The following is a 14,509-nucleotide window of genomic DNA, read 5'->3' as shown; positions in this document are numbered from 1 at the left end:
GAGTTTGTATTATTTGGAGAATACCGGAGTCGAACCAGTCACTTTTCCTAATGCCTATGGGACACTCTATCTAAATGAGTTTTTTGATCAATTCGTTTACTATCCCAAAACCTTACATGGATACTATAATTTTTATTTTTACCTTTAACAATGAAATACTTCAAATTCATACTTTATTTTTTGTTAGGTATTTCTAAATATTGCTATATGTTGATGAGAATTGCTCTTTTATCTATCAGTAAAACTGAGTAAGTGGCAGGCAGTGCTATTGGTGGAAAGATGTGATGTCGTTTGCTTAATTATCACGCCCTAGTAAACCTTGCTCGCGAAAGCATTCCCTTTTCCAAGCAGTAAGCACCGTTTAGCCAAGTTCATTTAGATAGTCTTCAGTAGCGTTTTCTATGAGTGCGTCTTCTGAGTATTCGTAGGACATGTGCTAAGATTTTAAAGAGATTATATAGCTATTAATTAATTCAATCATTTCATTTCGATGCGTATCTACTTTTTTCCAATTCCAATCAGTGCTCTTAAAAATTAATTCTGATTTTAAAGAATCAACATCTGTTTTTGAATCAAATTTACCTTTTTTCTGTTTATATGGCATATTGCTGTATTCAGAATTCATGCCAGGTGATAATAATACCAAATTTCCGAAATCATCGATAGGATGTTGTCCTTTTAAATTCATTTCTTTTATATCATCATCAGAAATATAGTCAATATGTTTATTTTCTTCTTTTGATTGTTGCGGAAAAATATGCTCCACTGAATTTTTGGCTGTTAATCGAAAATTATTCCATCGTTCAACAACTAATTGATATTTATTACATAAACTAAGTCTATTCTTCCATAAAATATATTCCAATTTATAAAATATATAATTTGGATAGTTTGTACCGGATAATTGTGTTAAATAATGTTGTGTATTTACTAAATAATCTAATTCTTCATTTAGATTTTGAGAAACCACTTCAAATGTTCGCTCTTTTAATTTTGAAGTATTTTTTTTAGAGTAAAAAAGCACATTTTCTAAAGTTTCCAGTTTTCTTAACAGTAATGGATTCGAATTTTTTTCATTTACTAAAAAAAATAAAAATGGAGTAAGCCAATATTGAGTGGTCATCTCTTGTGAATGATAAAGCATTCCTTGAAGTTTTACTAAACCTCTCAAACTTTCATCAGTAGTTTCAATTCGTTGAATACTAATTGTTTCATTGCTTGTGCCATTCTTATTTTTTAAAATGCTTTTGGATAGTTGAACAGATTCTAATCCGTGAAACTCTTCTTTTGCTTCTGTGTCATAAATCCATTTTATGACATATTTATCAAATAAAACTCGTGTTTTCCACAATAATTCAATAAGTGTTTTGGCTTGTTCTTCAGAATTAAAATTCTTTTCAACATTAAAAACAGCCAAGAGATTCTTATCAATAACTTCGGCCGAATTCTCTTTTGAAAAATCATTATTTAGCTGATATACCCGAAGTGTATGAAGCAAAAATGCAGGAAAAGAAATGATACTTCGTGTTTTTTTACTAGAGTATTCGTTTTCAGTTATTTCCTTTTTTGAAGAATTAGAGTTGCCATCAGTCGTATCTTGAAGGATATTTAATAATGAAGAATTTGTGTTTTCTTGATGCTGATCTCTTTGTAATACCTGTAATATATCCACATTTTCAATTTCAAATTTGGAGGAATCTTCTAAATTTTCTTCATTCAGAATAGCACTATTACCATATAAATCTTTCCAATTCAAATCTGCAATATCTTTTATACTTTTTTCAATATAAGTTCCCATATCTGAGCAAGCATCCCAAATAAGCGCATAAATCAATCGATTGTCTTTTGAAATTTGTTGCAACAATCTCGATTTCAATAATTCGTGATGCTCTAATTGTTTTCCTCTGTTATTCATTGCCTCAAACACTCTATTCATATCCGAATCTCCAGGTATAAAAGTATAAGTTAAATTAATTTGAGTATAAAAATAGTTTGCAAATGCTTTGACATCAAAGGATAGATCTTTTTGAAATTCATTAATTATTTCTTTAATCATATATCGTCCTTCGACTAACGGAATTATTTCGCTTACTTCACTCTCTGCTCCTTTGATGATTTCTCCTTTATCATTCAAGTATTCTTTAAAGCTTTCTTTATCTTTTAAAAATTTTTGTGCTTTATCACGTATTGAAAAATAAATCCTAGGTTCGTTTTGGCTTGTATAAATAAAGTTTTCTAATTTATTATTATACTTTGCAAGTTCATCGCAGATCAACCACAAAGTAGTGAATCTTTGTTGCCCATCTACTAAATCAATCTGTCCTTCTTTGTTATTCGAAAGCATCACTCCACCCAAAAAAAAATCATAATGAAAATCTTTCAGAAAAGCATTTTTAATATCCTCTAACAAAGTTCGAATTTGTCCTGACTTCCAAACATACAGTCTTTGATAGATGGGTATGTTAAAATGCAGTTGATGCTTCACCACTTTTTCTAAAGTAATTAAACCCGAAGCAATCACCTTATTATCTTGATCTGCTAGTTTTGCAAAGTCTTCATTTCTATTTAGTAAAGCTTCCATTGATCCAATTTTGTTTATCTGTAAGTTTATAATTCAATGTGATTGATTTTGAATAAAATGATTTAACACTTTGATAGTAATTTTGTCTAGCAAATGATAATTGGCCATTGGCATTTGCTATAAAAATTTTGTCATTTTTATCCTCATAAGTAAATCCTTCATAATAATTTTCCGGAACTGCTTTTTTCAAACTAGATAGTACTTCATTACTAAGATAAGATTGTTGAATAAGTTGTAATATATTTCCATAATCTCTAAGTAAAACAATAGGTGATTGTTCTACAATACTAGATCTATTCATTCGAAAAGCTCCCATAAAGTGCTCAAACCATTTGGCAAAAGCTTCTATTTGTTCTTCACCAAATTTATCGTAGTACATAACAAGTGCCATTTGATATAAATTGATAAAATAATCGTTGTACAATTTATAAATTAAAGAAGTTACATTACTAATATCTTCAATCTTTTTATCTCTAAAAATATAATTGAATAACGATGAATATTTTTCTGTAAATAAGAAAAAACCAATTCCTTTTTGAATAGGTTGATTTATCGTGAAAGGAATATCAATACTATCTGAACCATATAAACGAATTGTTGAATTGAGTTCTGGTTGCATTTGTTTGTTAAACCTCAAACTACTTCCTAATGTATTATTGAAAGATGGATAAAGTCTCACATTGTCAACAGCATCAAAGACCACCGTATTTTTCTGAAAAGTATTTAAAAGTGATTTCCGAGATGCAAACCACAATTTGTTTTTAGACCAAAATCGAATGCGCCACAATTGTTTAATAAAAAGCTCATTGAGTGATTTTAAATGTGGTTCATTGTGAATTTTCGCATTATTCAAAGAATTAAATTGATCAAATTTTTTGGCAAAGAATTTCAGATAATTTTCAAAATTGTTGAGTTCTCGAAGATGATAAGATTTAAAAAAATCGATTTCATCTAATGGAACTCCTCTGTTATTTTGGCTATCAAAAAACACAAATGCATTATCTTCTTTGTCCGTAATAATAATTGAAAATATCAACTTACTTACAATTTTATTAAAATGCTTAGAAATCAAATTTCCATTTATACTATGCAAATAATTTCTATTTTCTTTGATATGAGTAGCAGATACTTTTGATTTATATGCAAAATTAAAATTACCTTTACTCAAAACGGAATCATCATTGTTCCAAACATAATCCATAACCAGTAAGGTAGTGAGTCTTTGTTGACCATCAATCACTTCGTAATTATTATTATTATTGTTTTTATGAATCATTACAGCACCCATAAAATATTCTATTGCATCCTCATTGAATTCATTATCTTTAAAAAAATGATCATGCCAATCCTCTAACAGTGCTGTAATGTGTTCTTTATTCCACACATAAGGTCTTTGGTAATCTGGAATAATTAGTTTTATCTCAGATTTAAACAAGTCTTTGATACAGATTGTTCCCACTTCAAATAGGTTAGTTGTAACATTATCTTCGATAGTTATACTCATAAATTATTTTTTTTTGATCTGTAATTTTATAATTATAAAATCATTATTAAGCAGCCATTTTCGTTGTAACTCATGCAACTTTAAAACCTAATCCCCCATAAAAACGCTATCATATCTCATACTATCTTCATCAAAGTCCTCGTCATGACGGTCTGGAAACATCCTATCTAATTCTTCGTTCGCATCATAAAAGTCGAATTCTCTCTTTAATGATTTTAGTTCTTTTAATAGTTTTTCAAAGGGTTTTGTATCTTCATACTCCGCCATTTCTTGTATTTCCTGTTCAATTTTCATTTCTAGATCGACAACATCTTGCTCCACGTCACCATTACCGTTTTCGAGCTCTTCTTTATATCTTGCAAGTTCTTCTTTATAATCTTTTATTATTCCCATAATATTCATCTATTAGTTTTTACACATGCCAATTCTCAACTTTAAATACTCTTTTGTCAACTAGCGAAGCTCCTATAAATGCAAAAGCTTCTTCATTTATTAGTATATGTTTAAGTATGTCATTACTCAGCCATTTCTTTGTAGTAGTATTCATTTTCGATTTCAAAAAAGTTGGAGCAACATTAAAAGCTTCTCCCTCGTGTTCTTCACCGTTAATTTTAATTGTAAAATCACCTTTACCTATGTGATGTGTAGTGCCTAAACGCAATGTAAATTTTGCTTCCTTGAGTTCAGTTTTAGAAGCGACTAGTTGAATCAAGCCATTAATAATAACAAGATCTGATGCTATTCTATTCGCAGCTTCCATAGGCGTGATGTTATGATAAACTCCTATATTTATTGGTTTAGATTCATCTTTTCGTTTCAGATAATTGATCATTTCGTAATGTGAACCCGCAGTAGGAGCAGGGGGAAACGGATGTTCTTCTAACAGTTGGAAGTAGCGTGCTTTAAAAGCAATCAAAGCTTGATAATTGATATCTTTCAATTCCGTATCTCGTTCAAATAGATATTTAACTTTTTTCATTTTTTTTGTGTTGTTGGAATATTCTATTGCTAAATAACAGTACTTGTACACTCCCATTGCTTATGTAATCTCGATGGGTAATTGCATTTACAATTGCTTCGGCTACTATTTCTTTAATAATTTTATATTTTCCGGGAATAGCCGTTTGTTCTGATCGATTGGTGTTTATCAATTGCTTGATCGCAAGGTAACGATTGGATACTTTTTCTTTAGCCAAAAACACCTTGCCAAAACCACCGCTGCTAAGGTCTTTAATGAAAGAGTATTTGTTGTTGTATAAAGTCATTAATTAAATAATATAATGGTGCAAATAAAAATATAATTTCAATGTGTTTATGTCTTTTCAAATCTAATTAAATGTGAGTTGATATTCTATAAAATTAGTTGCAGATTTTGTTTTCGTAATTAAACCTTTGATGCGGATTTTTTAGGTGACGCATCAATCACAATGATGTTTTCTAGATTGACTAATTTTAATTTCTCTAAAACTCTTTCAACTTTTTTAATTTCTTCAATTTTGTAACATAAAATTACTTTAATGTCTTTGGCAGATTTAGATGCTTTTTTATAAATATCAGTTTGATTTTCCAAATTTTTGATTAGTGATGATGATTTTCCTAATTTAAATTCAACAATTGTCGAATCATTTATACCATAAGAAATTTTATAATCTGCGGGACCTCTTCCATTATTTACTTCCGAATTCACATCCATTGGTGAAGCATACCAAGTTAATCTGAAAATTCTTTGTATGGTATCTTCGTGGCTTACAGCTTCTCCATTATTATAAAAAATCCTATAAACATCATTGTTTTCAATAACATCTTTTAAATACAATGCTCTTTTTAAAGCTTCTTCGTAACTGTTTGGAATTATTTTATAAAAATCCGTTGTGTCAAACAAAATATCACATAAGGGTGAAAGAGAATCAATCAATTCAGAAACTAATTTATCAACTTTATCTTTTGATAATTTTGATATACTAGACTTATTGATTTCTTTGGATTTTATATAATAGTCAATAATTTGCGGAAACTTTAAAGCTGTTTTTCGAATTGCAAAATTTCTATCTTGTTGAGTTGGCTTTTTTGGTAAAAAACTTCTAAAATATTTATTTATGGAATTTCTTAAATTAGTATTGTCGATTGAATTTGCGACCGACGTAAAGTTGGAATAAAATTCGGTATTGTTTATAATAGAATCATCTTTGGTTAAAATATCTAAGGGCGTCAATATAATAAAATCTCCCTTTTCTTCAAGATACAAGTAAGGTAATTTATATTGTTTTGGCATCCATATTTTTAATTCATAATTAAATATACTTCGAATGCTGAACGTTTTTATTTGGTTTTCTTTTAAATATTTAAGAGCAAATTTTTCAGTATATTGAAGTAAATAATCAAGGATTAAATTGGTTGTAAAATCGCTTACGAAATCTTTGCCAACACCAGAGTTTAGAATTGTTAACTTTTCTATATGTGTTTCTGATGAAATAACTTCGTTACCGAATGAATTGTAAAATCCATTAAATGATTCTATAATGTTTTCAGCAAATTTTTTCCCGAGTCCTTTTCCTTTATTTCCATTTTTTGAAACTCCCAACCAATTTTGTTTAATTTCTGGAAACTTAAACAAGATACTATTTACATCAATTCCTTTATTTTCAGTTGCAATTTCTTTTAGAGACAATAAATGTGAAACTACATTCTTATGCAATGTTTTATATTCATCATCATCAGAAGCAAACAATAAAAAAGGGTCTATAAACAATGGTAAATCAGCAGTTAGACAAATATTTAATGCTCCAAACTCATCTAATTTAGACTTGTCAATTTTGAAATAATCTGAAAAAAGTAAATTAAAATTTGCCATTTATCTGTTTTGTTAATTTAAAAAAAGCACTTAATTTTTATTCATACAACAGGTACTCTATTTCGTAATTTTCTTCAAGAGGTAATGTTGTAAACTCCTTTATTAAAAGTTGTTTAGCCGCTAAGTCTAGTTTTACATGATTAATTTAATTTGCCACTTGAAGCACTTCAACAAAATTATCTAAATCTCCAACTTTTACAATATCACCAATAGAACGCCCAAGTATTGAGACTGCCAAAGGTGATTTGATATTGACTTTTTGGACTCCATTTACAATTGCACCTTTGTTGTTAGTAGATTCAACTATTTGAACACTTATGTCCTTACCATTATTTACATATCTTACTTTAACCTTACTATGTAGCTTGATTTCGTTTTGGAATAGATGGGTTTGTACCGGAGCCTTTCTTTCAATCGCTTGAATAATTGCAACATCTTTCTCATTGTCAATGAAAGCTACTTTCGAAATATATTTTTCAATTATTTCTATTTCGTCTGTAAAAGCTAAAGCTGTCTTTGAATGATCTTTTAATTTTGAAATACCTGTTGATTCAACGCTCTTTATAAAGTCAATTAGTTTTGTTGTTTCCCGGCTTGAATTACGCCACCAATTTGTACTCCAAATTCTATGAAATACAAATCCGTGATTTTCTAATATTTTTTGTCTATGTCTGTCGTGTAAATAGGCTTCTCGACTGGAATGGTATTTTGCACCATCACATTCAATTGCAATTTTAGGAACACCAATCCTTTTAGGGTCATAAACAATATCAATTCTAAAACCAGCAAACTGCAATTGAGGAATTAATTTTTCAATTCCCAGTTTGTCTGCTAAACTTTGATACACTTCTTCTTCAAATGGCGATTCTAGATCACCTCCAACGAATGAATCAAAACCTACACTTTTAGTTGTATTTTCAGATAAGGAAGTTAAAACAGAAAGCCGTAAATCATTGCTATTCTCGCTTATTGCTTTACTATAAGCTAAATACGCGTATAAAACGGCTCTCTTGTTATTTGATCCTTCAGTCGCTAAATACTCCTTATAATTCATAAATACTTGCTCTGGTATTGATGAACATACATAAACTTTAAATTTGGCTCGAGTAATAATTACGTTTAAAAGTTTATACCCTTTTGAATGGTTAATTGGACCAAATCTTTGAGCAAATTTTCCGTCTTTACCTATTCCGTATGTTGTAGAAAGAATAATTACGTCTCTTTCATCCCCTTGAATGTTTTCTAAATTTTTTATAAACGATTTATTACTCTTAGGGTTGTCAAGCTCTAATTCTTGTATTTTTTCATTAAAATCACTGTACTTTTCAAACTTTTTCCGCTCTTCAATTTTTGACTTTATAAGGTTTCTTTGAGCAATATTGAATGTTGCTATTCCGACCGTTGGATATTCTCCATTTGGCAATCGGTTAATATTGTTTTCAATGATTGATAAAACCATTTCGGCTTCGGCTTCATTTGTATGCTCTGAAAAGGTGCCGCCTACCTGAATATATTTGATGGGTATATATTCAAAATTATTTGGCAAAGGTTTTAATCGTTGATTATAAAAAGCATAATTGGAAAAATCTATTAAAAATGGATGTCTTGAACGATAATGGAAATCAAGATGCTTTCTTTGGAAGTTCAATTCTGTACCGAAATCAAGCAACGATTCACAAGACAACAACATATCATCTTTATCGATTCTAACTTTATTATCATTTTCCTCTTCTATATCATCTTCATCCTCAACAGTTCCATCGAATACCTTGCTGAAATAATTTGATGGTGGCATTTGATGTTCATCTCCTGCAATAACAATCTGCTTTCCTTTTAATATTGCTGGTAAATTATCTTCCAATCGTAATTGACTGGCTTCATCGAACATTACAATATCAAAATACCCATTCATTCCCTTGAATAAATTACTTGCAACATCTGGAGATGTCAAAATAATTGGAAAAAAAGATGAAAAAAGATCGGCATCATATTGAACAATTTGCCTCAATGAAAGTCTTTTGAATCGGGTACTACTTCTTTTATTATAAAGATTCTCAACAGAAAGGTTTGTGTTGTTTTGTTCAAATTCTCTGGTGGAATCTATCTGTTTTGAATACCAAAACTCTTTAATAAATTTTAATTGTTCCTTATCAACTCCGTTCAGCGCCTTATCCAGTTCATTATGATCACCATCATCTGTTGGCAAATCCATATTCGCTGAATTAAGAAGCATCGAATTAAGATAATGAATCAAAAAGAACTTGTTCCAATTTGATTTATGCTTTAATTCATCAAGTATTGATTTATTAGTTTCAGATTGGATATTGTAAAATTGAAACCATTTGAATTCAATTGTGAATAAATCTTTTTCTGCCTTGAAATAATCAACTTTCTTCTGGATAAGAGTTTCTATATCCATCATGAATTTGTAAAATTCTGCTAACTTAATTTTAGCAATAGTCCAATTATCATTTTTGATTTTATCGGCTAAAGCATTTGACTTTTCTTGAAGTAATGAAAGGCTTTTTATTTCAATTTCATTCGGATTTGCTTTGAGTAAACTAATCTTTTGAAACTCTGTTCGAATTTTATTGTCAAATGCTTCTTTTACCAATTCTAAATCAGCAATTAGACTAGATACAATGCTTTTTCTATTGTTGAATGAACCAATGAATGAATATTGTAATTCCAAGTCATTACTTTCAGCTATTGTCTTTGACAGCAGCTTAAATATTGTATTAAGATCGTCAAAGTACGTTTCAAAATCATTTTTTATAGTTTGCAATTTTAACACAAAACCTTCAGAAGAGTTTAAATCGTTTATTTTGAAGGTAATTGACTGCAATAAAATTTTAGAATCAGCAACGTCCAGTAGAGAAGTTAAATGGAATGAATTAAATTCCTCGTCAATTTTGTCGTTAAAGCCATTTTTCAACCTTATTGCATCACTTTTGAATGTGTGTAAAGACTTTTTCTTTGAATCTAAATCGCCATCAAATTCTTTTGGAATATAATCTTTTGAGGATTCTATACACTCTTCGAGTTTTTTAAAATTGTTTTGCAGTTTTAGATGGTCTGAAATTGTTTGTTTCTTGCTCTTTGAGAAAATAGACGCCATTTTGAAACCAAAACTATCAATCTTTGCTTTGTTTGTTAAGTCTTCATTTTCCTTATTGTTTTCAAAAATTGAATCAATTTCTGTAATAAACTTCGAAAAATTATTTTCTTGTTGGTCTAATTCTGATTTTCTAAAGTTGCAATATTCAACTTGGCTTTTATAAATTAATTGCTCCAGTTCTTTTTCCTTTTCAAAAACCTTCTCTATTGCTTCATTCACAAATGCAAGCTGACTTTTTAATTCACTTTTTCTTAAACCAATAAACTCACTTCTATTTGCTTCTAAAAGTTGTTTAATCTCAGCCAGTTGTTTTACATAAATATCAAAATCTTCAATAATACTTTGTTCAATTAAGAAAGGATTCTCTCCAATTAATTTTGAAGGATTTATAAATGAATTCGACTCAATAGGCAAAAAATCATCATATAAAATTTGACCTTTATGAACAAGGTCAAGTAATAAATTTAATTCTTGTGATGTATACGTAAAGAGCGTTTTGTCAATATCAAGATTATTATCATCATCATTTCCTTTTAGTTCTTTTAATAGATTTCCAACTACATCAGGCCAAGATTTGTTTCCAATAAGTTTTTTGTCAAGTTTTTGATGTTTATTATTGATATTGGAGATTAATTCCTTTGCCTTTGAAGTTAAGATGTCTAAAGATTCTTTTGAATAATTGTATCTGTAGCGTTTGTATTCTGGATTGTCAACACGAGCTCTTACTGCGTCAACAACAGTTTTCCTATCTTTAACAACATCCCTTACAATTACAAAATGATGATCAAGTCCTCTTTCTTTTAACCCCTTTTCTAATACCTCCAAGGCATTTATTTTTTCACATACGACAATAGTTTTTTTATTATTCTCGAGTGCATTAACAAGAATAGCAGTAAGTGTTTGGCTCTTACCTGTTCCGGGAGGTCCTTGTATTAAAATATTTCTTGTGGCTTCTAATGAATGTAAAATACTTTGTTGCGAAGGATCTGTTTCTACCGATGAAATGGATTGAAACGAATGTTCCTCCATATCGTCAAGGTCTAAATCTACTCCTTCAAGTTCCATTAGATCGCCATAATCATTGATTATATTTTGTTTTTGAACTTCAAAAATGGAGAACAAACCACTAAAATCAATAAAGGAATTTGTTGAGTTTAATGGTAGTTTTTCATAATGTGCCTTGTCTCCAATGGCAGTAATGGAATCCAATTTCTTTTCAAAAGTATCTTCTAAATCTTCTGGCGACTTTGTATTTATTGCTTTTATAAGATTACTGCATATTTCAATAAGCTCTGCTTTATTGATTAAGCCATCATCAAGCATTTCACTTGGGATTTGCTCTATTTCAATTTCTGAATCACTTTGCAAATGATTTATTAAAACTTCATTAATATAAATTGGGTCGTCTTCATTCCTAAGTATTTCCCAGGTGTTAAATTCTTTGCTTCTTCTAATTCTTAATGACCAGATCAGTATTGGTGCAACAGTTAATTTATTGTCCGCTCTATCACGTCTTGCTAAAATTGGAAATCCAAATCCAAAAGTATTAATCCCTTTTTCAGATTCAATTGCATCTGTTTGATTAATCAGGTTTTCAAATGCCTTGGTTATTCTAACTAATTGTGTTTGGTCTTCTTGAAAAAGAGAGTTTAAATCAGGCACATTGTCTTTCCAGCTTATTCTAAATTTAAGAGGCAATTCTGTCAGTAGCGATTTTATAAAATTGTTTGGAAGGTCTTTGTCAATATGAGAAAGTCTGTTTAAGTCGAACTTGTATCTTGAATTTGCCGGAATAGCATTTAGGTGGACTCCTCTGCGGTTTCCTATTTTAAGTCTTCTTTGTAATTCGGATAATAATTTCTCAGTTAATTCCATAATTGTTTATTGAAGCATTGTATAAATTTTGTTTTTATTCTCTCGATTTAAATATTCATTCCTACATCATCTAGTTCTTGGAAATGATTATTTTTCATTCCAGGCATAACATTCCAATCTAAATAGACTTTAATCATAATTAATTGTTTTGAATTGAACTAATTATTTCCTCTACAGGCTGAATTAATTCACTTATTCCCATCATCATATTAAAATGCCCCTCGTGATTAGTTAGTTTGAAGATATCTTTGAATACTTTTTTATAATTTTCAATTGTTCTATCCTGTAATTCAACAAATAAATCATCATTTATACTGTGTGAACCGTCATTAATCCAACTAATTAATGATGAACATATTTCTTGCTCTTCTTTAGTCGTAAACTTTTGTATTAAATCATCATCGCCATATTTGCCCAGAAGTTTGAAATAATTTTCAATTATTCTTCGCATAATATTTTGAATAGTAATACTCGATTTTACATTTTCACTTTTTAATTCTTGCCATAGTAATTCATAAGATGATTTTATTGGATTCTCCATAATAAAAGTTTGGATATTAGTAAACTTATCGTTTTTTCGTAATATCCAAAAATTAGTTTCTTTACAAAATTTAGTCCTTCCATCTATAAAAGATACTTCTTTATGGAAATAGACATTGTGAGTTAAAAGAATAATTTGTTTTATGTTACCAGTATCTGATTTAATACTTTTAATTATATCTTTTATAAGTGTACTAACAACAAATAGCACATTACTGTCTAAACTTGAAATTGGATCATCAATAACTAAAATTCTTTCATCGTTTACATTCTCTACTAAACTGCCTCCTTTTGCCAATTGTAAATAATACAAGAAAGTTATAAAAGTAATTTCGCCTTCACTTAAAGTTGCTTCGGCTATTGTTCCGTCTTCTCTTTGAATTTGATAAAAACCTTCTTCTAAAGATGGCTCAATTTTGAAACTTAAAAATCCATAGGATTTTAAAAGTCGGTTAATTTCATTAATAGTTGGCTGAATGCTCGTGACATTTTTACTCAAGTTTTTAATTGCAATATCCAAATCACTGAACTCCTTTAATTTAGCAGTTAGTTGACCTTGAAGAGCAGTGTTGCCAGTTTGCAATCCATTATTATCTGCATTAAATTTTACAACATCTGTTCTGGATTCTTCAATAATATATTTCCAAATTGATTGAGTTAAACTGATTTTTTCGGTTGTAAAATTGGCAACAATCTTATTATGCTTAATAATCTCTTCATTAGTATTTGTAATTAATTCTGAAATTAAAGCTAATTGTTCTTTTACTGAAACTAGTTCAATGCTTCTGCTTGGTTCTTTTGTTTTATTGTTTAGATATTCTCCATTAACGGTATTATGATTAATTAAAGTTTTTAAGTAGGCCGAAAATCTATCTGTTTTTAATTTGGTCTCTGGAATAGATTTTTGATTTGTTTCAAGATTATTCAATTCATTAACAAAATTATTCATCAAGGAATTGTACTCTTCTTTTAGCGTTTTTATAGTATTCAAATCACTTAAATACGTTTCATCAAAATAATCTTCTAATTGTTTTTTGAAATCATCTGTAATCGTTTTTTGCTGACAAAAAGGACAAGTGTTATCTTCTTGAATATAGTTTCTACCTTGATTTACCCAATCGTTTAGGTTTAGTTTTTGAATAAGTTTTGCAATGTCGACATCGGCTTTACCAACAATTATTTTTTTCCAAATAGGGTCGCTTTCTATTTCAATAATTTTATCAAATGTAATTGCGTTTATTGGTGCTATACTTTGCGGAACTTTTCCGAAAATAGTTTTTGCTTTTTCTGTTAACTCATCAAAAGTTTCTAGCTTTTTAGTATTAGTACTAAATTCTGACAACAGTTTATTTTTAAAACTTTCTTTTTGCAATGAACCTGTAAAAGCTTCTTTAAAAACAGTTTCATATTTTTTATAAATCTTTGTCCAAGAAGTTTCCTTAAAATTATTTTCTAGGGTTTCTTTTTTTTGTATTTGTGTATTTAATGTTTCTCTTTTTTTTACACCGTCCGCTTTTATAATTTTTAATTCCTCAACCTTTTCATTGATGGTTGCAATTTGTTCAGTAGTAGCTTCTCCTAATGTAAAAACACCACCAATTTTTCCTTTGCCAAAGTTTCGTTCTCTAAATTCTTTGTTATAAACTAATGTTTTTAATGCTTGAGTATTTTTCCAGTTTGTAGTACAATTTTGGAATTTATCTTCTGAATTGTTATGCAAATAATTGGATATTGTTGTTTTCCCACATCCATTAGCTCCATAAATAAAATTTACTTTCTTCAAACCGTTAATTTGAATTCCAGTGTCATTAAAAGAAGCTACTTTTTTAATTTCTATTTTTTCGAGCATAATTTATCTATTTTCAACAATATTTATCTCTTCTTCACTCAAACCATACAACTCATAAACCAATTTATCAATAGGTTTTTCGGTGGTTTCTATTTGTGATTTTAGGGTTTGGGCTTTGGTTTTGTTTTCTTCAAATTGATCCAACCACTTGATTATTCATGATTTAATCACATTTTAACTATTATTTAAAT

The 14,509-nt window shown here is 29.1% G+C and carries 9 protein-coding genes; all 9 read right to left on the bottom strand.

What is annotated here, in order from left to right:
* Positions 1–436: 436 nt before the first annotated feature.
* Positions 437–2,581, bottom strand: a complete 2,145-nt coding sequence (locus BUB42_RS11715) for a DUF262 domain-containing protein (RefSeq protein WP_073020560.1) — start codon at positions 2,579–2,581, stop codon at positions 437–439.
* A complete protein-coding gene (locus BUB42_RS11710) occupies positions 2,562–4,085 on the bottom strand; it encodes a DUF262 domain-containing protein (protein WP_073020558.1) in 1,524 nt (507 codons plus the stop codon). Before BUB42_RS11710 ends, BUB42_RS11715 begins: the two co-directional genes overlap by 20 nt.
* A gap of 87 nt (positions 4,086–4,172) precedes the next feature.
* A complete protein-coding gene (locus tag BUB42_RS11705; RefSeq protein ID WP_073020556.1) occupies positions 4,173–4,487 on the bottom strand; it encodes a hypothetical protein in 315 nt (104 codons plus the stop codon).
* Between the two features lie 10 nt (positions 4,488–4,497).
* Positions 4,498–5,064: a hypothetical protein gene (locus tag BUB42_RS11700; protein ID WP_073020554.1), complete on the bottom strand. Its 567-nt coding sequence runs from the start codon at positions 5,062–5,064 to the stop codon at positions 4,498–4,500.
* Positions 5,051–5,350 carry a hypothetical protein gene (locus BUB42_RS11695; RefSeq protein WP_073020552.1) on the bottom strand — a complete coding sequence of 100 codons (300 nt, stop codon included), beginning with the start codon at positions 5,348–5,350 and terminating at the stop codon, positions 5,051–5,053. Before BUB42_RS11695 ends, BUB42_RS11700 begins: the two co-directional genes overlap by 14 nt.
* Before the next feature lie 119 nt (positions 5,351–5,469).
* A complete protein-coding gene (locus BUB42_RS11690; protein WP_073020550.1) occupies positions 5,470–6,936 on the bottom strand; it encodes a hypothetical protein in 1,467 nt (488 codons plus the stop codon).
* A 145-nt stretch (positions 6,937–7,081) separates the two neighbouring features.
* Positions 7,082–11,929 (bottom strand): AAA domain-containing protein, encoded by a 4,848-nt coding sequence (locus BUB42_RS11685; protein ID WP_073020549.1) that lies wholly within the window; start codon positions 11,927–11,929, stop codon positions 7,082–7,084.
* A 139-nt stretch (positions 11,930–12,068) separates the two neighbouring features.
* The gene (locus tag BUB42_RS11680) at positions 12,069–14,318 is read right to left on the bottom strand and encodes an AAA family ATPase (protein ID WP_073020547.1); all 2,250 of its coding nucleotides are present in this window, start codon (positions 14,316–14,318) and stop codon (positions 12,069–12,071) included.
* 3 nt (positions 14,319–14,321) lie between these two features.
* Positions 14,322–14,462 (bottom strand): hypothetical protein, encoded by a 141-nt coding sequence (locus BUB42_RS16450; RefSeq protein WP_170857225.1) that lies wholly within the window; start codon positions 14,460–14,462, stop codon positions 14,322–14,324.
* Positions 14,463–14,509 lie beyond the last annotated feature (47 nt).

The organism is Flavobacterium micromati, from assembly GCF_900129585.1.
GTDB classification, from domain to species: Bacteria; Bacteroidota; Bacteroidia; order Flavobacteriales; family Flavobacteriaceae; genus Flavobacterium; species Flavobacterium micromati.
The sequence above is the reverse complement of the archived record's forward strand: the minus strand, read 5'-3'. Positions and strand labels throughout refer to the sequence as shown.

Bases quoted from the DNA above. Each gene is read 5' to 3' on its own strand.
- BUB42_RS11715 (WP_073020560.1), bottom strand. From the start codon at position 2,581: ATGGAAGCTTTACTAAATAGAAATGAAGACTTTGCAAAACTAGCAGAT.
- BUB42_RS11710 (WP_073020558.1), bottom strand. From the start codon at position 4,085: ATGAGTATAACTATCGAAGATAATGTTACAACTAACCTATTTGAAGTG.
- BUB42_RS11705 (WP_073020556.1), bottom strand. From the start codon at position 4,487: ATGAATATTATGGGAATAATAAAAGATTATAAAGAAGAACTTGCAAGA.
- BUB42_RS11700 (WP_073020554.1), bottom strand. From the start codon at position 5,064: ATGAAAAAAGTTAAATATCTATTTGAACGAGATACGGAATTGAAAGAT.
- BUB42_RS11695 (WP_073020552.1), bottom strand. From the start codon at position 5,350: ATGACTTTATACAACAACAAATACTCTTTCATTAAAGACCTTAGCAGC.
- BUB42_RS11690 (WP_073020550.1), bottom strand. From the start codon at position 6,936: ATGGCAAATTTTAATTTACTTTTTTCAGATTATTTCAAAATTGACAAG.
- BUB42_RS11685 (WP_073020549.1), bottom strand. From the start codon at position 11,929: ATGGAATTAACTGAGAAATTATTATCCGAATTACAAAGAAGACTTAAA.
- BUB42_RS11680 (WP_073020547.1), bottom strand. From the start codon at position 14,318: ATGCTCGAAAAAATAGAAATTAAAAAAGTAGCTTCTTTTAATGACACT.